A 21,664-nucleotide genomic window follows, 5' to 3' on the forward strand; every position below is an offset into this window, starting at 1 on the left:
GTTTAAAACTCCTTCGTTAAGTTTCGGTGTTCCTCCACATGTTTTTTAAGTGTATCAAAACGATCACCATCGAATTTTTCTAACACAGCAACTGCAACTTCCCAAGCGACTACAGCCTCAGCTACAACGCTTGCAGCAGGTACTGCACAGCTATCAGAACGTTCTACACTAGCATTAAATGTTTCTTTGGAATCAATATCCACACTTTGAAGTGGTTTGTATAACGTAGGGATTGGTTTCATTACCCCACGAACAACGATTGGCATACCATTTGTCATTCCGCCTTCAAATCCACCAAGATTATTCGTACGTCTAGTGTAACCATCTTCTTTACTCCATAAAATTTCATCCATTACTTCGCTACCTGGTTTTCTCGCAGCTTCAAAACCGACACCAAATTCAGCGCCTTTAAAAGCATTGATACTTACGATTGCACGAGCGATTTTTGCATCTAATTTTTTATCCCATTGAACGTAGCTTCCAAGTCCAGCTGGTACACCACCGACAACAACTTCCACAATTCCACCAATAGTGTCGCCATTTTTCTTGGCATCATCAATTTTTTGCATCATCTCTTCTGCAGCAACCTCGTCTAAACAACGAACTGGGGAAGCTTCGGATGTTTCTTGGATTTCCGAAACCGCGTAATCACGTTTCAAATTCGCACGAGTTCCGCCAATTTCAAGTACATGACCAGCAACTTCAATACCTAGTTCATGCAATAGTTTTTTGGCAACGGCTCCTGCTGCAACGCGGACAGTTGTTTCACGCGCACTGGAGCGTTCTAATACGTTACGCATATCGTTGTGGCCATATTTCATGCCACCAACTAGATCCGCATGTCCCGGACGTGGACGAGATACGCGACGAGATTTTTCATTTTTTTCTGGAACTGGTTCAATGCTCATGACTGTTTCCCAATGTTTCCAGTCTTTATTTTCAACAAACATTGCTACAGGTGCGCCGAGTGTTTTACCATGGCGAATTCCTGCTGTGATTTGTACTTGGTCTTTTTCAATACGCATACGTGCACCGCGACCATGTCCACCTTGTCTTCTTTTAAGTTCTTTATTTACATCTTCTGCAAGTAGAGGCATTCCTGCTGGTAATCCTTCAATAATTGTCGTAAGCCCCGGTCCATGTGATTCTCCTGCCGTTAAGTATCTCATTTCAACAACTCTCCTTTTTCTATTTAAGCTAGATATTCTAGCAATGATATTTTAGCGCTTTAAAGTATATGTGTAATATCTTAACATATGCCAAGCGAGAACACAATACTTTAGTCTCATTCTTTCATCATAACAAAAAACCGCGCCAAATGGTATTTTCTCTATGAAAAAAGAGCCTAGGTTTCCCTAAACTCTTACTTATTTTAAATCCAAGTATCTACTGCCTTTTCATAACTTAAAATTTCATGTGGTTCAAAAAATAACTGAATTTCCCGCTTAGCACTTTCAGGACTATCAGAACCATGAATGACATTTCTATTCGTATGTATTGCGTATTCCGCACGGATTGTTCCGGGATCGGCTTCAAGTGGATTCGTTTTTCCCATCATCCGACGTGCTGTTTTAATCACATCATCGCCTTCTAAAACCATCGCAAATACAGGTCCAGAAGTGATAAATCCAATTAAATCCTCAAAAAAAGGTTTGCCGATATGTTCTGCGTAGTGCTGTTCTGCGAGGGTTCGATCAATCTGCATTAATTTACCAGCAACTAGCTTAATTCCTTTTTTCTCTATTTTTGCTACAATTTCCCCAATAAGTCCTCGTTCTACACCATCTGGCTTAACCATTACATAAGTTTGTTCCATTATAGAATCCTCCCTCACGTTAATAATTTCTTTTATCTAAAACACGGACGATTTGCTTCAGTGGCTTTAATTCAGGAACTTGTGGTAAAGAGTCAAGTGTTGCTACGGCTTTTTTTAGATAAGCTGTTGCGACATCTTCTGCTTTTTTTGCTCCTGATTTTTTTATTTCTTCCACTAAAACGGCAATTTCTTCTGCTTGCGTATCCTCAGTTACTTGGCTGATTCGTTTTTTAAGAAAAGGATCTTCCATTGCAAAAAATACTGGCAACGTCACATTTCCTTGACTCAAATCTTCTCCAGCCGGCTTACCAAGTTCTTTTTCAGTTCCAACGAAATCAAGTACATCATCCGTAATTTGAAACGCCATCCCCACGTAATATCCGAAACGATATAGTTTCTTGTAATCTGCTTCACTTTGACCAGAAACAACACCACCAAGACCACAACTAGCTGCTATTAATAATGCTGTTTTTCTTTTGATCCGTCGTAAATAATTACGCACACTTTGGTCAAAATTATATTTATCTTTGAGCTGTTCGATTTCACCGGTAGATAACTCAACTGTGACATGTGATAACATCTTGTGGGCAGCAACATCTTTAATTTCCGTCATATACTCTAACGACTTAGCAAACAGAAAGTCTCCAGTATACATCGCAATATGGTTCCCCCACTTGGATTTAATTGTCTCACGTCCGCGCCTTAAATCAGCATCATCTACCACGTCATCATGAACAATCGATGCCATATGAATTAATTCAATCGCTACACCTGCATTTTTCACTGCTTCAAAATCCGCGCCAGGAGAAAGCCTTGCAGATAAACAAACGAACATCGGTCTGATTCGTTTTCCACCAGCTTCTAACAGATGAAGTGCCGCATCAGAAGTTGTTTCAGCAGCCGCGCCAGTAAGAGCTCTTTTTAGTTCTTTTTCAACTAAGTCAATGTCTTTTTGCATATTCGGGTATAAAAAGTTAAGTTTCATGCTTGCCACCTTATTGTTCCTTCTTTTTAAATCCAAAGTGGGTTGCACTTGCGCCGCCACTGTGTGAAATATATCTTACGTATGAAAATCCGGCTTCTTGAAACATTTCCGCAAGCCTTGCCATCCCTGGAAACTCGCGCGTTGATTCTTGTAACCAGCTATATTCTTTGTAACTTTTCGCAAAAAACTTTCCAAAAACAGGCATGACATATCGGAAATAAGCATTAAATACTTGTTTCCAACCTGGAATATTTGGTTGCGAGGTATCAATACATGCAAGTTGTCCGCCCGGTTTTAAGACACGATACATTTCACGAAGCACTTGCATATAATCAGGTACATTTCTAAGCCCAAAGCCAATTGTCACATAATCAAAACTATTATCTGGGAAAGGTAATTCCATCGCATTCCCGTGAATCAGCTCTACATTATGCAAATCTGCTTCTTTTACTTTTTCACGACCAACTTTCAGCATATTTTCACTAAAATCAAGTCCTGTCACATGACCTTCTGGACCAATTTCTTCCGCCATCATAATCGACCAATCTGCCGTTCCACAACAAACATCGAGAACATTTGTCCCTTTTTGAACACGCATTAGCTTCATCGTTTCTTTACGCCATTTCACATGTAGTTTAAAACTAATAACACTATTCATTCGGTCATAACTTGGGGAAATCTTCTCAAATACTTTATGTACTTTTTCTTCTTTAGTTTCCGTCATATCCCGAATCTCCTTCTATTTATCAGTCGTTAATAACTTCAATAATTCTTTTTTCAAGTATAGTAGAAAGCGGTTCAGACTCTTCTTTTAGTCGTTCCACTTCCATTTTCACGTCATGAATAATTGCTACTAACCAACTTTCAAAATTAGTGACAGCTTCTTTCGCAAAGTACCCATGGTCATAAGCACGCTTCAACCTAGACGCACCAATTTCTTGATAAGTCGCAAGTTCCATTTTAAGTCGTTTAAGTAAAAAGAACTGACAACCTAAAGCAATAAATGTTTCATCCTTCATAAAATACTTCGCAAACTTGGCAAAAATCGCCGCATTAGTTAAAGCAAGTTGTGTAAGATATTCTTCATCTGTCGCAACATGTAATTGGTAAATATTGGTTTTTGCTGTATTTGTTTCTTGAACACCACTTTGTAAGGCTCTGAGGAGTGGAATCATTTCTAATTCCGCAAGTGTCCGGTAATAGAGAGCACTATAAAAATCCCCAGCTAATACTGTTAACTCTTGTTCTTTCCGAGTTAGCTGTACAACATCACCTGGTTCATCAATTTTTTCATGCGTGTCATGAGCTAATATCATGTAAAGCGTTGCACTAACTACACGATACGCAGCAGCATCAGCCAAATCAGAGCCGGAAATCGCTTCATGAAGAAACAGCATTTGATCTTTATCCATTTGCCCGCCTTCATTATTCTCTTGTAAATACTGATAGACTGCTTGCTCATGTACCAACTGCTCCACTTCCTTTAGCCCAGCCTCTCTCGCCTGATAAGTCATTTAACAATCCCCTTTGAATCTCCTTATTACGTAAAATAAATTATACCATAAAGGATATTTAATTATGCTTAATTAAAGCCAAAACTTCACTTCTAAGCTTATCGTCATTTTTAAAAGCGCCTCGTACTGCGCTTGTAATTGTTTTAGTTCCAGGTTTATTGACACCACGGATGGTCATGCACATATGCTCTGCTTCCATTATCACCATGACTCCCAGTGGTTTTAATTTATCCATCATAATTTCTGCAACAGTCGTAGTAATACGCTCTTGAAGTTGCGGACGACGACTCACATCATCCACTACACGAGCAAGTTTACTAAGCCCTGCAACTCGTCCATTTTGAGGCAAATAAGCCACATGTGCTACGCCAAAAAAAGGAACAAGATGATGTTCGCACATAGAGGAAAAACGAATATCTTTTACAAGCACTAGTTCTTCATGTTGTTCTTCAAAAATAGTATCGAAATGAACAGAAGGATCTTTCTTAAGTCCAGCAAAAACTTCTTCATACATACGAGCTACTCGCATTGGTGTATCAATTAGTCCTTCACGTTCTGGATTTTCTCCCACTGCTTCTAAAATAACTTTCACTGCGTCAGCAATTTTTTGTTTGTCTATTTGCTCCATCCTTAATTCCCCTATCTTTTTAGCATTATATACCTTGTATATCTTAACACAGCCGAACTTCAAGGTAAATTTAATTTGCTTAAATAAGAGATAATAATGATGTTTTACTATTTTGTTCTCTTTATTCCCTATTTCGTCTGGAAATAATCACCAAAAAAAAACTAGCCTAGCTTAATTATAAAATTAAGGCCAGACTAGAGTTAGTGCTTAAAAAGTCTATGTAACTTATTTAACAGCTTCTTTAAGCGCTTTACCAGGTTTGAACGCTGGTACTTTACTTGCAGGGATGTCGATTTCTTCTTTAGTACGAGGGTTACGGCCTTTACGGGCAGCACGTTCACGTACTTCAAAGTTACCAAATCCGATTAATTGAACTTTTTCACCTTTAGATAAAGAAGTTTGAATAGTTTCGAATACAGCTTCTACTGCTTTCGCTGCGTCTTTTTTAGAAAGATCAGCTAATTCAGCTACGCTATTTACTAAATCAGTTTTATTTGCCATTGTGTTTTTCACCTCCTTCACAGAATACTTCAAAATAAGCAGGCACTATGAGACACCTGTATTTCTCGTTTTTTTCCAAAAGTAAAATTAATTTTGGAATTTAAGGAGAATTGTGACTGAAATGGCTTAACTACAAGCCTTAACAGTAATTCTGATAAAAGATTATCACATAATCCCAGCAACTGCAAGGAATAATGCCAAACTGACACTGTTTCTTAACATTTTCAATCACATATGTTTTTCTCTTATGGCTTGAAAACGTGATAGTATCAACCTGTTAACCATAATACTAACTTGGAACCCTTAGAATAGCAAGCGATACCACCATAATTGGCTAAAATAGTTCTTTTTTCATAAAAATAGAAGCAAATTCAGAGCTATTACCTGACAACTCTAGGTTTCTGAGCCTAGTTTTATTCTAATAATTGTTGTTGGATGATGGCTTTTTCTTCCGCAGTAATTCCGATTCCTTTTTCCAAATAGCCATCTACTGAACCGAATTGTTTTTTCATTTCATCAAAGGCTATTTTCAAATATTCTGGACGAGCTTCTGCCATCGGACGAAAAGCTTCCAAGTCGATTTTTTCGTTTCCATTTGAAAATAATGACACAATCCCACCCATTTCCTGTAGAATGTTGTCCTGATAGCGGTTAGTGATTGCGTAATCGTCAAAAATCGTTTTTTCTGGTACATCTAGTAATGTTAATAAAAGTGCCGCTAAGACCCCTGTACGGTCTTTTCCAGCGGTGCAATGAAAAACAAATGGAAGACCCGCTTTAGCATCCGTTAATATCTCGCTAAAAATTTCTTTAAATCCGTCTACTGATTGCACAAATACACGGTAACTCTCCCCCATCAAAGGTTCATAGATCGCTTTGTCATTTGATACTGGGAGGGTCGTTTTTTCATTTTTTGCTGTACCGATTGGGATATGTTTATTAAGAACACCTTGGATTTCTGGAGTGGGTTGCGCCTGTACTTCAGAACTACTTCGCAAATCACAAATCCATTTAATATGTAACTTTTGGAGCAATGCGGCGTCTGCTTGATTTATGTTTACTAAATTGGAAGAACGATATAATTTACCCCATTTTACGTGATGCCCATGCTTCGTTTCGTAACCACCCATATCTCGGAAGTTAAAAACACTTTCTAGCGGTAATATCCGTTCAGAAACAACTCTTTTGTCTCCGTTCGGTGCCTGTAAAAAGAAATAAACTGGAATGTCCTTTGTTTCAAAAGTATAATGTTTTGCTGCATTAGATACTTTAAAGACAGGTTCACTATTTGCCTCTAGTGACGGACTACTACTTACAAAAACCAACGTACCTTCGCTGACTTCTTCATTTTCCCATCTTAATGTTACGGCTTTATCTGTACGAGTAACTTCCATATTCTCCACCTACTTTTTCAAATTTGGCTCTTCTGCTTCATTTTAGCATAACTCATAAAAAAAGAGCCAACATAAGCGGAAAACTTATCTTGGCTCTCTCTATTAAAATGACTCTTTTTCGATTTTCTTTTTACGACCCATCAATAAATCAACGGCTTCTCGAGCATCTTTATTCTCGAATAAAATCGCGTAAATCGATTCGGTAATTGGCATATCAATATCTAGTTTTTTCGCCCAACCATGAACTGCTTTGGCTGTACGCACACCTTCAACGACCATACCCATTTTTTCTAAAACTTCATCTAAATTCTCGCCTTTACCGAGCATGTTTCCAGCACGCCAATTACGTGAATGCACACTTGTACAAGTAACGATTAAGTCACCAATACCAGTTAGCCCGTAAAAGGTTTGTGGATTAGAGCCCACAGCAACTCCGAGACGAGTAATTTCAGCCATTCCGCGTGTCATTAGTGCCGCTTTAGCATTATCGCCGTATCCAAGGCCATCAGAGATTCCTGCGCCAAGTGCGATAATATTTTTAAGCGCTCCACCAATTTCAGCACCGATGACATCATCATTCGTATAAATACGTAAATTATTATTAATAAAACGATCTTGCACGATTTCTGCTGCTTTCAAATCTTTACAGCTAGCACAAAGCGTTGTTGGATGACGAAGAGCTACTTCTTCCGCGTGACTAGGCCCTGAAAGAACAACAAGAGCTTTACGTTTTGTAGCATCTACTTCTTCTTCAATTACTTCTGACATTCTAAGATTTGTTTCTGGTTCAATCCCTTTACTAACATGCACTAAAATAGTTGGTTCTTTCAGCGCTTCATTTAGCTGCTTACAAACCACACGCATTGCATTTGTTGGAATAGCAATCACGACAATTTCAGCACCATCTATAGCTTCATCAAGTGATAATGTCGCTTTTACCTCAGTTGGTAAAATAATATCTGGCAAATAGTGACTATTCGTGTGCGATTCGTTAATTTCATTCACAATTTTATCTAAGTTTCCCCAAATAACTGGTTTATGATTATTATCAGCTAGGACAAGTGCGAGTCCTGTTCCCCAACTTCCAGCACCAAGAATAGCTACTTTTTTCTGTGTCATTATATTTTTCCTCCCGAAAACTTTACTTACGCTTACGAGCAATTACTCGAATTGGCGTACCATCAAACGGAAATGCTTCTCTAATCCGGTTTTCTAAGAAACGTTCATAAGAGAAATGCATTAGTTCTGGATCATTAACAAATACCACAAATGTTGGCGGTTTAACAGCCACTTGTGTTGTATAGAAGATTTTAAGTCGTTTACCTTTATCCATTGGTGATGGATTCATTGCAACTGCATCACTAATAACATCATTTAGCATACTAGATTGTACGCGTAATGAATGATTATCGCTTACTTGGTTAATGAGCGGGAATAAGTTGTTTAAGCGTTGTTTTGTTTTAGCAGATACGAAAACAATTGGTGCATAACTTAAGAATTGGAACTGCTCCCGAATATCTTCTGTCCATACATTAATTGTTTTTTCATCTTTGTTAATTGCATCCCATTTGTTCACTACAATAATGATAGCACGTCCGGCATCATGCGCATATCCAGCAATCCGCTTATCTTGCTCACGAATACCTTCTTCTGCGTTGATAACCACAAGAACAACATCGGAGCGTTCAATTGCTCTCATTGCACGTAAAACACTATATTTCTCTGTGCTTTCATACACTTTCCCACGTTTTCTCATTCCGGCTGTATCAATCATGACATAATCCTGACCATCAAACGTATAAGTTGTATCAATTGCATCACGAGTAGTTCCCGCAATGTCAGAAACAATGACGCGGTCTTCGCCAAGAAGTGCGTTTAGAATAGATGATTTACCAACATTTGGCCGACCAATCAAACTAAATTTCACTGTTTCATCTGGGTATTCTTCCTCTTCTTCTTTTGGAAAATGAGCACGAACAGCATCAAGCATATCACCAAGCCCTAGTCCATGAGAACCAGAAATTGGATACGGCTCACCAAACCCAAGAGAATAAAAGTCATAAATCTGATCACGCATTTCTGGGTTATCTACTTTATTAATCGCTAAAACAATTGGTTTATTAGACCGGTAAAGAATTTTTGCTACTTGTTCGTCTGCATCGGTAACCCCTTCACGACCATTGGTAATAAAAATAATTACGTCTGCTTCATCAATTGCGATTTCCGCTTGTGCGCGAATTTGCTCTAAGAATGGTTCGTCGGAAAGATCAATACCACCTGTATCAATAATGTTAAATTCTTTTCCAAGCCATTCCGCTGAATTATATATGCGGTCACGTGTCACACCGGGAACATCTTCCACTATGGAAACACGTTCACCAACGATTCTGTTAAAAATAGTCGATTTGCCAACGTTTGGACGTCCGACAATCGCTACAACTGGTTTTGCCATTATTTCACCTTCTTTTTTCTCGAATCCTATTTATCAAACTTTCTTTAGTTTATCAGTAAAACAGCTTACTGGCAATGAAAAGTTCGATGTGAAAAATAAAAAGAGCCTATGGGAACAGTCTCCCTAGGCTCTTTTACGAACAATTATTTATCGTCGTTTTGAAGTCCTTTTAATTTATCACCAATTAAATCGCTCATTTGGAATCCAGTACTTTCTTCTGGAAGTTCATAATCAGCTTCTTCAACTGGAGCATCTTGCAAGTCTTTAATACTTAAAGATAAACGTTTGTCATCTTCATTAACTTCTAGTACTTTTACTTCTACTGTTTGACCTTCTGAAAGGACTTCTTGTGGTGTTCCAATATGTTCGTGGGAGATTTGAGAAATATGAACCAAACCTTCTACGCCAGGGAAAATTTCCACAAAAGCTCCAAAAGTTACTAAACGAACTACTTTTCCTTCTAAAACAGAACCAACTGGCGCTTTTTCAGAAATACCATCCCAAGGTCCTGGTAAAGTTGCTTTAATAGAAAGTGAAATGCGTTCATTTTCAGGATCAATCCCGATAACTTTTACCTTAACTTTTTGACCTTCTTCTAACGCTTCTTGCGGTGTAGCTATATGTTTATAAGAAATTTGTGAAATATGAACAAGTCCGTCTACCCCACCAATATCAACAAATGCGCCAAAGTTAGCTAAACGTTGAACAGTACCTTCAATCACGTCGCCTTCTTTGATTTCATTTAATAGTGCTTGTTTTTGGTTAGCTTTTTCATTTTCCACAACTGCACGGTGACTTAAAATTACTCGGTTGTTTTCTGGTTCAAATTCTACTACTTTGAAAGTAAGGGTTGTACCTTTATAATCTGCAAAATCTTCCACAAAATGATCTTCTACTAAAGAAGCGGGAACAAAAGCACGTACTCCAAGGTCAACTACTAATCCGCCTTTAACAACATCACTGACAACTGCTTCGAACACTTCACCAGACTCAAATTTAGCTTTAATATCATCAGACGCTTTTTCTGCATCCACTTTTCTTTTAGATAAAACAAGTACATCGTCTTCTACTTTAGTGACAATCAAATCAAGTGTGTCGCCTACGCTTACAACGTCAGAAGCTGTCTCCACATGTATATTGGAAAGTTCACTTATTGGAACGACACCATCAAGTTTGCTATCGGGAATACCAACATAAACTTGTTTATCTTCCACGCTTGTAACTGTGCCAGTGACTTTGTCTCCTTCTTCAAAATTTCTAACTTCCACATCAAATAAATCTTCAGACATGTGTAGCCCTCCATTCGTTAGTCGAATTTTAGGAATTTCTAATTCAGAAGCAACTTTTCACGTTTGCCTCATCCGCTTGACTAGTTTTCCTCAATAGGCAATTTCTAATTAAATAAAGAAAAATAACAAATACACCCTCAGTAAAACTTATCTTCCAGCTAGAAAATCCTTTCAAGATACTTTTCACAAAGTAAAAAATCTCTCTTATAACATCCTACAAATCCAAACATTTGTCAAGCTCTTTTAAGGGGGTTAAATTGCCTATAGACCGTGAAATCGCTCACCTTGTTTAGACTTTCACGGTTAAATTAAAATAGTGCTACATTTCCATTTAGTTCTGAAAATGTAGCACTTTTTCATTAATTTTGGATTTTTTGTTCAGCAAGTGAAAGAATTTTATTTGCGACTTCATCAATTGACATCGATGTTGTATCTACTTCAATAGCATCGTTTGCTTTTTTTAAAGGAGAATGCTCACGAGTATAATCTAAGTGATCTCGTTCTTCAATTTCTTTCTTTAATTGATTTAAATCGCCAGCAAAACCTTTTGCCATATTTTCTTTATAGCGTCGTTCTGCTCGTTCTTCTACACTGGCTAACAAGAAAATTTTAAGTTCTGCGTTTGGAAGTACAGCAGTTCCAATATCACGACCGTCCATGACAATCCCGCCCTCTGTTGCAAAAACTTGCTGACGTTCTTGAAGTGCTTCTCGAATAGCTGGATGTGCGGCAACGATAGAAACATGATTAGTTACTTCTAGTGAACGAATTACATCTGTTACATTCTCTTCATTTACAAATACTTGTTGTACCTCACCAGGTTCGAAACGAATCACCGTTTTTTTAAGTAAAGCATCAATTGCCATTTCGTCTTCGTACGCCACATTATTTTTTAGCGCAATATATGTAACCGCTCGATACATAGCTCCCGTATCAATATAAACAAAACGCAATTTTTTCGCAACAATTTTTGCTACTGTACTTTTACCCGCTGCAGCTGGCCCATCAATTGCGATACATATTTTCTTCGTCATAGAATAAAACTCCTTTTATCTGAAATTGGTTTGATTGATCTCTTCTTGGGACGCTAAAAGCACCATTAATTTCATCCGCGCTTTTTTGCTATCATAATCTTTTCCTAAAATAACACCTCGATTGTATAAATCAAACGTGCTACCTTCGTAGTCATATGTAGTATAGACATTTCCTTCTTCCGCGCTCGTCGTAATAACAACAGGAATGTTCGCATCTAAAGCACGAATAATTGCTGGCATCATTTTCGGAGCAACTTGTCCTCGCCCTACACCTTCAAGTACGATTCCTGAAACGCCACTATCAATTGCTGCATCAATGAATAGACCATCTGCACCAAGGTAGCATTTAATAACTACTACTTCCGGTAAATCAAGGCGAATATCAAAACACTCGTGTTCAAGTGGCTTTTGATAAAGAAAAACTTGATCGTTATCAATAATTCCAAGATAACCAAATCCAAATGCACTAAAACCTTGAATATTCGATGCATGCACTTTTTTGACATAGCGAGCGGCAAAAATCCGTTCATTAAAAACTACTACTGTACCAGCTTGTCGTAAATTCACTTCGCATGCAGTATAAATAGCATGGCGAATGTTCACGTAAGCATCTGTCCCTGGTTCTTCTGGCGCTCGTTGCGAACCGGTAACAACAATTGGTCTTGCATCAGTTACAGCAAGGTCAAGGAAATAAGCTGTTTCTTCCAGTGAATCAGTACCATGCGTTACAACTATACCATCATATGTTTCATCCATAAAAATAGATTCTATTAATTGTTTTAAACTAATAAGATCTGGGAGTGCAATGTGCATAGAAGGAAGTTGAAAAGTTGAATAAATATCAATTTGGATTTCTGTTGGTAATTGGCATAATGCAGCTAATTCTTCTCCAGATAATTCTCCTGATGCAAGTTTTCCTGATGCTGTTTTTTTACTTGCAATCGTACCGCCTGTTGTAATTAGTGCTACTTTTGCCATAATCATATCCCCCTACATTTTTCCATTTAAACAAACAAATGAGTCTCGGAAGCGTTTCCCAGACCCATTCAGTGTTGTTATTACTGTGGAATTGTTAAAACTGTACCAACTGGAACATTGTTACTACCAAGTCCATTTGCTTGTTTGATTTTCTCAACACCAGCAGCAGCTCCAGCTTGTCCATAGCTAGAACGCGCTATGCTGTATAGAGTATCTCCTGCTTGAACTGTATGAGAACCTCCAGCTTTCTTTTGTGTTGATTCATTTGCTTTTTTCTGAGCGGCTTCTGCTGCGGCTTTTTCTTTAGCAGCTTTGTCTGCAGCGGCCTTCTCTGCGGCAGCTTTTTCTTCTGCTGCTTCTTGTTCTTTCTTAGCGGCTGCGGCTTTAGCAGCTTCATCTTCTTGGGATTTTTTATCTGCAGCGGCTTTCTCTTCTGCTGCTTTCTTTTCTTCTGCAGCTTTTTCAGCAGCGGCTTTTTCTTCTGCTGCTTTTTTAGCTTTTTCTTTTTCTGCTTTGGTTTGTGTGTTGTCAGAAACATTGACTGTCGATTCAGTCTCTGTTTTCACTTCATTAGTTGATCCCATATTTTGTACTGTTACAAATACAATTACTATAACGATTGGAATTAATAAGAAAAACACAATCAATAAATTAAGCAATGGGTATCTAAAAATAGTTTTCTTTTTTACTTTTCTGCTATCAGTACGGGACAGCATCGGCGGTTCATTGTTAAATTCGTCTTGTCCTTCAGAATTCATATCATAATCAGCCGGTTCTTCATATTCCCGTTTACTTTTTCTTGTTTTTGCCACTCAAAGTTCCTCCTTTAGTGCTTTCTAATATTATCCTATGCACTATTATTGGCACAGAGAAGTGTTACATAAGATGTTAATAAATGAAATACCTTTGAAATAATTATAACCATAAAAGCAATATACAACAACACTTAAACCGCTTTTTTAGAAGAAAAAAGCAATAATCATTATAATTTAGTACTTCTGGCATATAAGCTTTTTTTATTTCACACAGATTACTGAACAAAATAATAACAATTTTTCCGCCAATAAACAAGTCTTTTTTTTACAAAAAATGTGAAATAAGCTACTTTTTGTCAAAATTCGTAACTTAATATCTATTGAAGTAGATAAGATAAGTAATTTTCCCAAGTAAAAACCTCTTTGGCGCTTGTTTTTTCTTCTTTTTCAAAACTTATTGTAAATGTACTATCTAAATCGCAGCAATTTTCTGGTGTTACTTCTAGCGGACTTTCTTCAAAATAGCGCATAACATAGTTTCTACGGCACTCTTCCGTATGTAAGTATCCGATAAATTGTTGTAAATTAGCTCTTTTCCAGCTTTTTCGATATTCCATTTTGGTTGTTAATTCGGCTGTAGTTAAACCACTTTTTTGGTAATAATCAATAAAGCGTTGTTCTGCTTCTGGAAGAGTTTTAAGTTGTTCTTTCGATAGATGCATAAGATTAACATCTGGTATGTCTTGATCTGCTAACTGCATTTGGATAAATTCATCTCCACTTGCATACAGTAAAATCGCAACACTTTCTTTTCCGTCACGACCAGCCCTGCCAATTTCCTGCAAATAAGCTTCTAAGTCTGCTGGCATGTGATAATGAATAACAAAACGAATATCTGACTTGTCTATTCCCATGCCAAAAGCGCTTGTTGCACAAATAATATCTAACTGACCATAAACAAATTGTTGCTGAATCACAATTCTATCTTCCGTTTCCATATCACCATGATAGTAGGCTACATTTAATCCTAATACTTCATTCAACTCTTGCGCAGTACTTTCAGCTAGTTTCTTACTAGAAAAATAAATAATTCCTGGCGTTTTTAGCTTGGAAACTAGTTCATATAGACGTTCTTTTTTAGAAAGTTGATTTGTAAATTTTTCCACTTGCAAATAAATATTAGGACGGTTAACGGAATAAATCACCTGTTCACAGTCGTTTAGACGCAATTGTTTTAATATATCGGCTCGGACTTTTTTAGTTGCGGTGGCTGTAAGTACCATTGACACTGGAAATTTAGCATCTTCAATAAACTGTCCCAACATCAAATAATCAGGTCGAAAGTCATGCCCCCACTGAGAGATACAATGTGCTTCATCTATAACAAATAAGCTAATCTTTTGTTGTAGAAGCGTATTTTTGACGAATTCATTGTTTAACATCTCTGGAGATAAAAAGATAAATTTATAAAAATGAATATTTGCAAGGATTTGTTGTTTTTCTTCTTTCTTTAAAAAACTATTAAGCGCCGCAACACGTTTTTCACCGTGAGCTCGCATTCTCTCCATCTGATCTTGCATTAGTGAGAGTAACGGAGACACGATTAACACTAATCCGTCCATTAGATGGCCCGCTAACTGATAACAAACGGTTTTCCCGGTGCCGGTTGGTAGCATTGCAAAACAGTTTTTCTTAGCTAATGCTTTTTCAATTACTTCTTTTTGTCCAGGACGAAATTCATCAAAACCAAGATAGGCCTTTAATTCTTGTTCTAAATTCATTGTTCGTCCTCCTTACTAACGACAGCTAAGCGAATTTGATAATAATCTAAATCTGGAAATGCAGCTTTTATGTCGCGAAGTAAATGCCAGTTTCTCGAATTAATTGATTGGATTAATTCTTCCTCAGGTAAATAAGGAACTTGTGCTTCTTTCAAAGTAGCTCTAATTTCCACAAAATGGTCTTGTATCGTACTTGTTTTTAAATTTCGGATTCGTTCAATCATCTCCAAATCCATTCCTTTTGCCCATAGTGTATAAGTTTTTATAGCAGAAGAAGTCAGGCTCATCAGCTCATTCGGTATTAAACTAGCTAAAAGCGGCCACTCCTCTTCGCTTTCTTTTATGGCAGCAATCAAGCGATGAAGTTCATGTAACACTTCAAAATAAACATCCCACTTCTCTACTTGATATTTAGTAGCAATTTGTTCTGTTGTATAACCCATTAGTTTCCCGCCAGAAAATCGTTCCACTAAAAACTCTGGTCTACTTACAGCCAAGCTATTAAACCACTTGATAAGTTCAATATATAATCTATCAGCAAGATCGTCTTGTTGCTGATTTTGCAACCAAATTTTGATAAATTGCTGTACTTTCTTATCGCGAATAACTGGTAAATAATATTTCTCAGCATGGTGTTTATTACTAACAACTTGAACTGCGAGTCGTAAATGGGCGAAAAAGGCAAAAACTTGTTGTTGAAAAGCAAATCCATGAAAAGAAGGATAGCTCATTTCAAACGAAACATTCGACTTCTGTTCCACTGTATAGCCATTTTCAGTAACGGTAATTATACCTTGTCGCATTAATTCTTTAAGTCTTGTTTCTAAATAATTTAATTTCAAATTTGGTACTAGTCCAAATAAATGCTGCATTTGAAAAAGATGAGCATCCTGAACAGCTTGACCAGTTCTTCTACCGGCCAAAATAGTATGTAAAAATGGCGATTTTCTAGGAGTAATACTCTTTTCTAAAATTGTTACAATATAATTATCTAGCTTATCCAAGACGTTCTCACCACCTTTTTTTCTAACATCAATCATACCACAGAAACACTTGTTCTACATTACTTTTCCCGAAAAAAACTTTATCAAAATATGGTACAATAGAAAAAGAAAAAATCTTGCTTCAAACTGTTATTTTAGAAAGGAAGCGTAGAAAATTGAAGTATTGTCTCGTTGAAAAAGACACTTGTATTGCTTGTGGTGCTTGTTCTATTCACGCTCCAGATGTTTTTGATTATGATACAGAAGGTCTTGCCTATAATTTATTAGATAATAATACTGGAACAAAAGAAATCCCAGAAGACTTAGAAGAAATGGTTATTGACGCTGAATTTGCTTGTCCTTCCCTTTCGATTAAGGTTTCTGATTCTCCGTTCCATTAAAAAATCCGTGAGTCGCAGTGGACTCACGGATTTTATTTATGTTAATGACTTGTTTCCTGCTGTCTTTTTTCAAATTTACGACGTTCTTTTACAGTTTGGTTTTTAGCAATCCATTTTTTAAGTCTAGAGTACAGTATCAAGAATACAGCACTAACGATGACTCCTTTTAATAAGCTAAAGGGTATAATCGTATATGTGACTAACCAAGCAACATCTGTATCCGCCGGAAGTCCACCAAGTTTAATGTAAAATGGTAATAATACAAAATAATTAAATATCACCATTGCGCCTGTCATTACTAACGTTCCAACTGCTGTTGAAAGCACCATTCCTTTTGTTGAGCGGAACCAGTGAAATAAATAATAAATCGGTAATACATAAAAAATACCATTAATAAAATTGGCTAATTCTCCAACCGGAACTCCGACTGGACTACCTGACACAATGTAAAGCAGGACATTTTTGATTAGTTCTACTAAAATCACTGCGAGTGGTCCGAATAATAAGCCACCAATCAAAGCTGGAATATCACTAAAATCAAGCTTTAAAAATGGCGCACTCGGTAGCAGCGGAAATTGTAGCATCATTAAAATAAATGCTAAAGTACCAAGAACCGCCACACTTACAAAAACCTTCATTGAATAATTCTTCATTGTCATTTCTCCCTTGATGTTCACCAAGAAGCGAGTGACATCACTAAACGAATGCAACCCAAGCAAATAAAAAACCTCAACTAAAAAAAGTCGAGGGAGAGTTTGTGATTAATTAAACAAGCACTGAATACTCAAATAAGCATCACAGCTTGCTAACACATGCTCGTGAAGACAAACGAAAAGGTCTGCCAACATCTTCTCCCATCCAGACTATACTGTCGGTCCTGGAATTACACCAGAGTCAACTGCTAAGAAAGCAGATCGTGGACTTTAACCACCGGTCGGGAATTGCACCCTGCCCCGAAGATGAACGAATATTTTATTACAATTTTCATTTTACCATGAAAATATTTTTTCGCAAGTCCTTTTGTATATTTTTTCACGTAAGCGCTTTCTTGGTTACAAAAATAAAAACCAGATGATTATCTGGTTTTTATCTATTTACCATGGAATATTCGTAGACAATGATTCCGCTAATGATTGATTTTCTTTTAAACGAATTTTACGCGCAATGCTTCTCGCTTCTGCTCCAGCGTGGATTCTTTTTTGTTCTTCTGTTTCTGGTTTAACAAGAGGTACTTCCACTGTTTTGCCATCATTATCTAGCGCAACAAAAGTTAGAAAAGAAGTGGCTGCTAAATAGCGTTCCCCTGTTTTTAAGTTTTCCGCAATGATTTTAACAAAAATTTCCATGGAGCTTCTACCTGTTGAGGCAACATAGGACTCTAGGCAAACAGAATGGTCGTTTTTAATTGGCTTTAAAAAGTCCACCGAGTCAGTCGAAGCTGTTACGATTTCTGTGCGACAATGACGAGATGCACTGATAGAAGCAGTATCGTCAATATACGTCATTAATCTTCCACCAAAGAGTGTATTATGATTATTTGTATCGGATGGAAACACCCGACTAGTTTTAATTACTAAAGATTCTTTACAAAATTTCGTTTGTCTATTTTCCATGATTTTCGCTCCAATCTATTTATACAAAGGCAAGGTAATGATAAAGTCTGATCCTTTACCTAGCACACTTTCTACTGAAATTTTTCCGTTATGAGCTTCTACGATGTTTTTTACAATTGCAAGGCCAATCCCTGTCCCCACAGCTTTTCCGCGTTTTCTAGCCTTATCTACTTTATAAAAACGCTCGAATAGGTATGGAATGTCTTCTTCAGCAATACCACTACCATTATCGGATACTGTAATTACAAGATTATTTCTTGTTTCATCAATTGTTTGTTTTAAAATAACTTTTCCAGCGTAGCCCTCTTTCCCGGTGTGGCGGATAGCATTCATGATTAAATTAATTAACACTTGCTCCATCCGGTCGGGGTCATAGGAATACTCTAAATCTGGTGTTTCAAGTTCTAAGCCAAGTTCTACAAAGTTTTCTTTCGCAAGAACATCAAAATTAGCGATTACTTTTCGTAGTAATGGAGCTAGAGGTAATTTTTGATTGTCCATTTGATTAAAGCCGGCTTCCATTCTTGCAAGGTCGAGCATATCATTAACTAATCGACCAATGCGAAGGGATTCGTCATAAATAATTTGTGCAAATTCCCGCACTTCTTCATCCGACTGAGCAACTCCATCAATAATCGCTTCACTGTAACCTTGAAGCATAGAAATAGGCGTTCTAAGCTCATGCGACACATTGTTAACAAAATCGCTCTTCATTTTCTCAAGCTGTTTCTCTTCTGTCATATCACGAATAACTGCAACAATACTTCGAACATGCTCACCTGTATATAATAATGTCAAAATTGCTACATACGTCCGGTCAGAAAAAGTTATTTCGCCCACTTGCGATTCTTTCTTGTCTAAAGTATCATTCAATAAATCATTTAAAGCTGTTGGTATCAGTACTTTTTCCGTATTCTCAGGTGAGAAAAACCAATTATGTAAAAATTCTTCTGCAGGTGGATTACTTAAAATAATCGTTTTATCTACACTGAATTTAATTACCCCATCTGCCATTCCTACTAAAATATTAGATAATTGCTCTTTTTCTTGGCGAAGGGCACTAATGTTATATTTTAATTGTTTAGCCATATCATTAAAAGCGACCCCGAGTTCACCGATTTCATCATGCGTGTAAGTCGGAACACGATTATCAAAATTCCCTTTTGAAACAGCTATGGCAATCTTTTTCATTTCACGAAGAGGAAAAGCCATTCTAGATGAGAAGACAAAAGATAAAATCGAAGTAATAACAATAGCTATGATACCTGAAACAATAAGTGTTCTCATCGTTTTTTGATTCACTTTTAAAATATCATGATACGATTGGTAAACATAAACAACACCGGATTCTCCGTTACTTAAAACAAACTTCTGTGCAGAAATTTCGACAGGTAAGGAGCTATCTTCTGTTTTGAAATTATACTTCATTGTAATGCTGTTATCTTTTTCTAAAGCTTTATCTAACGTTTTATCATGAATGAGTTTGTTTGCAGATGCGCTAGAAACCGTGTCAGGAGATTGAGATTGATAAATATTCTTTCCGTTTTCTTCAATAATGACACCCATTGTATTATCAAGTAATGTTAGTGCGGAATCATTATCATTTTCGTTGGAGATAACTTCATCGTTTTCTTTCATAATGGTGATAATACTTGATGTCGTCTCTTCTAACTCTTTTGTAATATGAGCCATATTATTTTTTTCATAAATCATCGCCACTAAGAATCCCGATATAACTAAAATCCCAATCAATAATAAAATGATTGTACTCCATATTTTGCCAACGATACTATTCCAAATCTTCATCTATCTCACCTCACTTCACAAAAAAATAACGAACAAAGCACGTGCGGCATAACACTTGCCGATTAAACGTCTTTGCCCGCTATCTTAATACTCGTCATTAATCTTCTGGAACTTCGAATTTATAGCCAAGGCCCCATACTGTAACAATCATTCTAGCAGCGTCTTCAGATACATCATGTAGTTTTTCACGAAGGCGTTTTACGTGCGTATCAATTGTACGTAAATCACCAAAGAATTCATAACGCCACACTTCTTTTAAAAGTGATTCACGGTCGAAAACTTTATCTGGAGATTTAGCTAAATAATAAAGTAAATCATATTCTTTCGGTGTTAGGCCAATTTCTTTTCCATCTACAATAACACGATGAGCTTCATTATCAATTTTCAAATGTGGGAATGTAATAATGTCTCCTGGTGTACCTCCAGCAGCTTCTTCAGATGATTGTTTTGCACGACGAAGAACAGCTTTAACGCGTAGCACTACTTCCCGAGGGCTGAATGGTTTAACGATGTAATCATCTGCTCCCACTTCAAAGCCTTGCACACGGTTAGCTTCTTCTCCTTTTGCAGTCAACATAACAACTGGTGTAGATTTATATTCCCTTAATTCACGACAAACTTCGATACCATCTTTACCTGGCATCATTAAATCAAGCAGGATCACTTCATAATTGTTGTTCAGTGCCATGTTTAATGCTTGATCACCATCACTAGCTTCTTCAATACGATAGTTTTCTCTTTCAAGATACATCTTAAGAAGGCGGCGTATCCGGTCCTCATCATCCACAACAAGCACTCTAACTTGTTCACTCATAAGTACTCATCCCCTAACTCTCATTTACATAAAAACGCATCATTTAAATTCAAATAATTAAATGGAATTTCTCGTACCCACATACGGAAAACCATACAATTGCCTATACCAAATTTACTACGATTTAAATTATACATGTTTTTCACAAAACACGCTATCAGAAAGTATATTTTATGTCGAAATGTCACTTTTTATTCTTGCCAAATCTCGCTTCTGTTTTTAATTGTTTTACTTCATGATGTGATAATTCTCTTCTTTCACCCGCATTTAAACCACGTAAATTCAAGAAAGAATATTCTTCTCGAGCTAGTTTTTGTACTTCAAAACCGACTGCTTCGAACATTTTACGAACTTGGCGGTTTCGTCCTTCATGGATAGTGATTTCAACTATCGCTTTGTCTTTTGCTTTATCAGAAGAACGTACTTTTACTTTTGCTGGAGCGGTTTTACGACCATCGATAACAACTCCGCGCTCTAACTCACGAATAACTTCTCGTTCTGGAATTCCTTTAATCCGAGCAATATAAGTTTTGGACACTTCATTTTTAGGATGCATTAGCAAGTTCGCAAAATCACCGTCATTTGTCATTAATAATAAGCCCGATGTATCATAATCAAGTCTTCCAACTGGATAAAGTCGTTCTGGAATATCTGTAAAATAATCCGCTACCGTCGTGCGTCCCTTGTCATCTGTTACAGCTGACACCGTTCCTCTTGGTTTATAAAAAAGGAAATAGCGGTGTTCTTCTTTTGTAAGTTGGATTCCCTCGACTTCAATTCGTTCGGTTCCTGAAACCTTGACACCAAGTTCTGTAACTACTTTTCCATTTACTGTTACTTTACCTTCTTGAATAAGTTTCTCTGCTTTTCTTCTAGAAGTTACTCCCGCATTCGCAATCACTTTTTGTAAACGTTCCATT

22 protein-coding genes and 1 riboswitch are annotated in these 21,664 nt (G+C 37.0%); of the genes, 1 reads left to right on the plus strand and 21 read right to left on the minus strand.

The window, feature by feature from the left end; translation table 11 throughout:
- Positions 1 to 2: 2 nt before the first annotated feature.
- The 16 genes from aroC to PQQ29_RS10095 all read right to left on the minus strand — a co-directional run bounded on the left by aroC (position 3) and on the right by PQQ29_RS10095 (position 16,131).
- Complete coding sequence (aroC, locus tag PQQ29_RS10020) at positions 3 to 1,169, minus strand: chorismate synthase (protein ID WP_003763121.1); 1,167 nt, start codon at positions 1,167 to 1,169, stop codon at positions 3 to 5.
- A gap of 203 nt (positions 1,170 to 1,372) precedes the next feature.
- Positions 1,373 to 1,816, minus strand: a complete 444-nt coding sequence (gene ndk, locus PQQ29_RS10025) for a nucleoside-diphosphate kinase (protein WP_003763122.1) — start codon at positions 1,814 to 1,816, stop codon at positions 1,373 to 1,375.
- 19 nt (positions 1,817 to 1,835) lie between these two features.
- Complete coding sequence (gene hepT, locus PQQ29_RS10030) at positions 1,836 to 2,801, minus strand: heptaprenyl diphosphate synthase component II (RefSeq protein WP_187983933.1); 966 nt, start codon at positions 2,799 to 2,801, stop codon at positions 1,836 to 1,838.
- Between the two features lie 10 nt (positions 2,802 to 2,811).
- Positions 2,812 to 3,525 carry a demethylmenaquinone methyltransferase gene (gene menG / locus PQQ29_RS10035; RefSeq protein ID WP_003726790.1) on the minus strand — a complete coding sequence of 238 codons (714 nt, stop codon included), beginning with the start codon at positions 3,523 to 3,525 and terminating at the stop codon, positions 2,812 to 2,814.
- Between the two features lie 22 nt (positions 3,526 to 3,547).
- Positions 3,548 to 4,315, minus strand: a complete 768-nt coding sequence (locus PQQ29_RS10040; protein ID WP_112120412.1) for a heptaprenyl diphosphate synthase component 1 — start codon at positions 4,313 to 4,315, stop codon at positions 3,548 to 3,550.
- A 58-nt stretch (positions 4,316 to 4,373) separates the two neighbouring features.
- Positions 4,374 to 4,943 carry a GTP cyclohydrolase I FolE gene (gene folE / locus PQQ29_RS10045; RefSeq protein WP_003767576.1) on the minus strand — a complete coding sequence of 190 codons (570 nt, stop codon included), beginning with the start codon at positions 4,941 to 4,943 and terminating at the stop codon, positions 4,374 to 4,376.
- A gap of 225 nt (positions 4,944 to 5,168) precedes the next feature.
- Complete coding sequence (locus PQQ29_RS10050; protein WP_465262237.1) at positions 5,169 to 5,456, minus strand: HU family DNA-binding protein; 288 nt, start codon at positions 5,454 to 5,456, stop codon at positions 5,169 to 5,171.
- Between the two features lie 401 nt (positions 5,457 to 5,857).
- Complete coding sequence (locus PQQ29_RS10055; protein WP_003769456.1) at positions 5,858 to 6,838, minus strand: tyrosine-protein phosphatase; 981 nt, start codon at positions 6,836 to 6,838, stop codon at positions 5,858 to 5,860.
- 102 nt (positions 6,839 to 6,940) lie between these two features.
- On the minus strand, positions 6,941 to 7,957 hold the full coding sequence (locus tag PQQ29_RS10060; protein WP_003763132.1) for an NAD(P)H-dependent glycerol-3-phosphate dehydrogenase: 1,017 nt from the start codon (positions 7,955 to 7,957) through the stop codon (positions 6,941 to 6,943).
- A gap of 22 nt (positions 7,958 to 7,979) precedes the next feature.
- A complete protein-coding gene (gene der, locus PQQ29_RS10065) occupies positions 7,980 to 9,290 on the minus strand; it encodes a ribosome biogenesis GTPase Der (protein WP_003769459.1) in 1,311 nt (436 codons plus the stop codon).
- A 143-nt stretch (positions 9,291 to 9,433) separates the two neighbouring features.
- Positions 9,434 to 10,579, minus strand: coding sequence for a 30S ribosomal protein S1 (gene rpsA / locus PQQ29_RS10070; protein ID WP_003763135.1), 1,146 nt, complete (start codon positions 10,577 to 10,579; stop codon positions 9,434 to 9,436).
- A 359-nt stretch (positions 10,580 to 10,938) separates the two neighbouring features.
- Positions 10,939 to 11,613, minus strand: a complete 675-nt coding sequence (gene cmk, locus PQQ29_RS10075) for a (d)CMP kinase (protein ID WP_010991725.1) — start codon at positions 11,611 to 11,613, stop codon at positions 10,939 to 10,941.
- A 15-nt stretch (positions 11,614 to 11,628) separates the two neighbouring features.
- The gene (locus PQQ29_RS10080; protein ID WP_010991726.1) at positions 11,629 to 12,591 is read right to left on the minus strand and encodes an asparaginase; all 963 of its coding nucleotides are present in this window, start codon (positions 12,589 to 12,591) and stop codon (positions 11,629 to 11,631) included.
- Between the two features lie 80 nt (positions 12,592 to 12,671).
- Positions 12,672 to 13,403, minus strand: a complete 732-nt coding sequence (locus tag PQQ29_RS10085; RefSeq protein WP_187983932.1) for a LysM peptidoglycan-binding domain-containing protein — start codon at positions 13,401 to 13,403, stop codon at positions 12,672 to 12,674.
- Between the two features lie 320 nt (positions 13,404 to 13,723).
- Entirely contained in the window at positions 13,724 to 15,127 is a 1,404-nt protein-coding gene (locus PQQ29_RS10090; protein WP_187983931.1) for a RecQ family ATP-dependent DNA helicase, read from the minus strand.
- Positions 15,124 to 16,131 carry a YpbB family protein gene (locus PQQ29_RS10095; protein ID WP_187983930.1) on the minus strand — a complete coding sequence of 336 codons (1,008 nt, stop codon included), beginning with the start codon at positions 16,129 to 16,131 and terminating at the stop codon, positions 15,124 to 15,126. The genes PQQ29_RS10090 and PQQ29_RS10095 overlap by 4 nt, the downstream gene beginning before the upstream one ends.
- Before the next feature lie 155 nt (positions 16,132 to 16,286).
- On the opposite strand from PQQ29_RS10095, the gene PQQ29_RS10100 reads away from it, so the two are divergent.
- Positions 16,287 to 16,511: a ferredoxin gene (locus tag PQQ29_RS10100; protein WP_003763144.1), complete on the plus strand. Its 225-nt coding sequence runs from the start codon at positions 16,287 to 16,289 to the stop codon at positions 16,509 to 16,511.
- Positions 16,512 to 16,552: 41 nt separating this feature from the next.
- On the opposite strand, the gene PQQ29_RS10105 is transcribed toward PQQ29_RS10100, so the two are convergent.
- The 5 genes from PQQ29_RS10105 to PQQ29_RS10125 all read right to left on the minus strand — a co-directional run bounded on the left by PQQ29_RS10105 (position 16,553) and on the right by PQQ29_RS10125 (position 21,663).
- Positions 16,553 to 17,164 (minus strand): ECF transporter S component, encoded by a 612-nt coding sequence (locus PQQ29_RS10105; RefSeq protein ID WP_010991730.1) that lies wholly within the window; start codon positions 17,162 to 17,164, stop codon positions 16,553 to 16,555.
- 189 nt (positions 17,165 to 17,353) lie between these two features.
- Positions 17,354 to 17,476: riboswitch (FMN riboswitch) on the minus strand.
- Positions 17,477 to 17,605: 129 nt separating this feature from the next.
- On the minus strand, positions 17,606 to 18,124 hold the full coding sequence (locus tag PQQ29_RS10110) for an acyl-CoA thioesterase (protein ID WP_003769473.1): 519 nt from the start codon (positions 18,122 to 18,124) through the stop codon (positions 17,606 to 17,608).
- A 15-nt stretch (positions 18,125 to 18,139) separates the two neighbouring features.
- Entirely contained in the window at positions 18,140 to 19,930 is a 1,791-nt protein-coding gene (locus tag PQQ29_RS10115; protein ID WP_003763148.1) for an ATP-binding protein, read from the minus strand.
- A 97-nt stretch (positions 19,931 to 20,027) separates the two neighbouring features.
- On the minus strand, positions 20,028 to 20,744 hold the full coding sequence (locus PQQ29_RS10120; protein WP_003767595.1) for a response regulator transcription factor: 717 nt from the start codon (positions 20,742 to 20,744) through the stop codon (positions 20,028 to 20,030).
- Positions 20,745 to 20,928: 184 nt separating this feature from the next.
- Positions 20,929 to 21,663, minus strand: a complete 735-nt coding sequence (locus PQQ29_RS10125) for a pseudouridine synthase (RefSeq protein ID WP_003763153.1) — start codon at positions 21,661 to 21,663, stop codon at positions 20,929 to 20,931.
- Position 21,664: the final 1 nt, after the last annotated feature.

The sequence above is a fragment of the Listeria innocua genome, from assembly GCF_028596125.1.
GTDB classification, from domain to species: Bacteria; Bacillota; Bacilli; order Lactobacillales; family Listeriaceae; genus Listeria; species Listeria innocua.

What these genes read in the sequence shown, in the direction of transcription:
- PQQ29_RS10110 (WP_003769473.1), bottom strand. Translation starts at nt 18,124, where the DNA reads ATGGAAAATAGACAAACGAAATTTTGTAAAGAATCTTTAGTAATTAAA.
- menG (WP_003726790.1), bottom strand. Translation starts at nt 3,525, where the DNA reads ATGACGGAAACTAAAGAAGAAAAAGTACATAAAGTATTTGAGAAGATT.
- PQQ29_RS10080 (WP_010991726.1), bottom strand. Translation starts at nt 12,591, where the DNA reads ATGGCAAAAGTAGCACTAATTACAACAGGCGGTACGATTGCAAGTAAA.
- PQQ29_RS10040 (WP_112120412.1), bottom strand. Translation starts at nt 4,315, where the DNA reads ATGACTTATCAGGCGAGAGAGGCTGGGCTAAAGGAAGTGGAGCAGTTG.
- rpsA (WP_003763135.1), bottom strand. Translation starts at nt 10,579, where the DNA reads ATGTCTGAAGATTTATTTGATGTGGAAGTTAGAAATTTTGAAGAAGGA.
- PQQ29_RS10055 (WP_003769456.1), bottom strand. Translation starts at nt 6,838, where the DNA reads ATGGAAGTTACTCGTACAGATAAAGCCGTAACATTAAGATGGGAAAAT.
- PQQ29_RS10115 (WP_003763148.1), bottom strand. Translation starts at nt 19,930, where the DNA reads ATGAAGATTTGGAATAGTATCGTTGGCAAAATATGGAGTACAATCATT.
- PQQ29_RS10090 (WP_187983931.1), bottom strand. Translation starts at nt 15,127, where the DNA reads ATGAATTTAGAACAAGAATTAAAGGCCTATCTTGGTTTTGATGAATTT.
- PQQ29_RS10060 (WP_003763132.1), bottom strand. Translation starts at nt 7,957, where the DNA reads ATGACACAGAAAAAAGTAGCTATTCTTGGTGCTGGAAGTTGGGGAACA.
- cmk (WP_010991725.1), bottom strand. Translation starts at nt 11,613, where the DNA reads ATGACGAAGAAAATATGTATCGCAATTGATGGGCCAGCTGCAGCGGGT.
- der (WP_003769459.1), bottom strand. Translation starts at nt 9,290, where the DNA reads ATGGCAAAACCAGTTGTAGCGATTGTCGGACGTCCAAACGTTGGCAAA.
- folE (WP_003767576.1), bottom strand. Translation starts at nt 4,943, where the DNA reads ATGGAGCAAATAGACAAACAAAAAATTGCTGACGCAGTGAAAGTTATT.
- PQQ29_RS10105 (WP_010991730.1), bottom strand. Translation starts at nt 17,164, where the DNA reads ATGAAGAATTATTCAATGAAGGTTTTTGTAAGTGTGGCGGTTCTTGGT.
- PQQ29_RS10120 (WP_003767595.1), bottom strand. Translation starts at nt 20,744, where the DNA reads ATGAGTGAACAAGTTAGAGTGCTTGTTGTGGATGATGAGGACCGGATA.
- PQQ29_RS10125 (WP_003763153.1), bottom strand. Translation starts at nt 21,663, where the DNA reads ATGGAACGTTTACAAAAAGTGATTGCGAATGCGGGAGTAACTTCTAGA.
- aroC (WP_003763121.1), bottom strand. Translation starts at nt 1,169, where the DNA reads ATGAGATACTTAACGGCAGGAGAATCACATGGACCGGGGCTTACGACA.
- ndk (WP_003763122.1), bottom strand. Translation starts at nt 1,816, where the DNA reads ATGGAACAAACTTATGTAATGGTTAAGCCAGATGGTGTAGAACGAGGA.
- hepT (WP_187983933.1), bottom strand. Translation starts at nt 2,801, where the DNA reads ATGAAACTTAACTTTTTATACCCGAATATGCAAAAAGACATTGACTTA.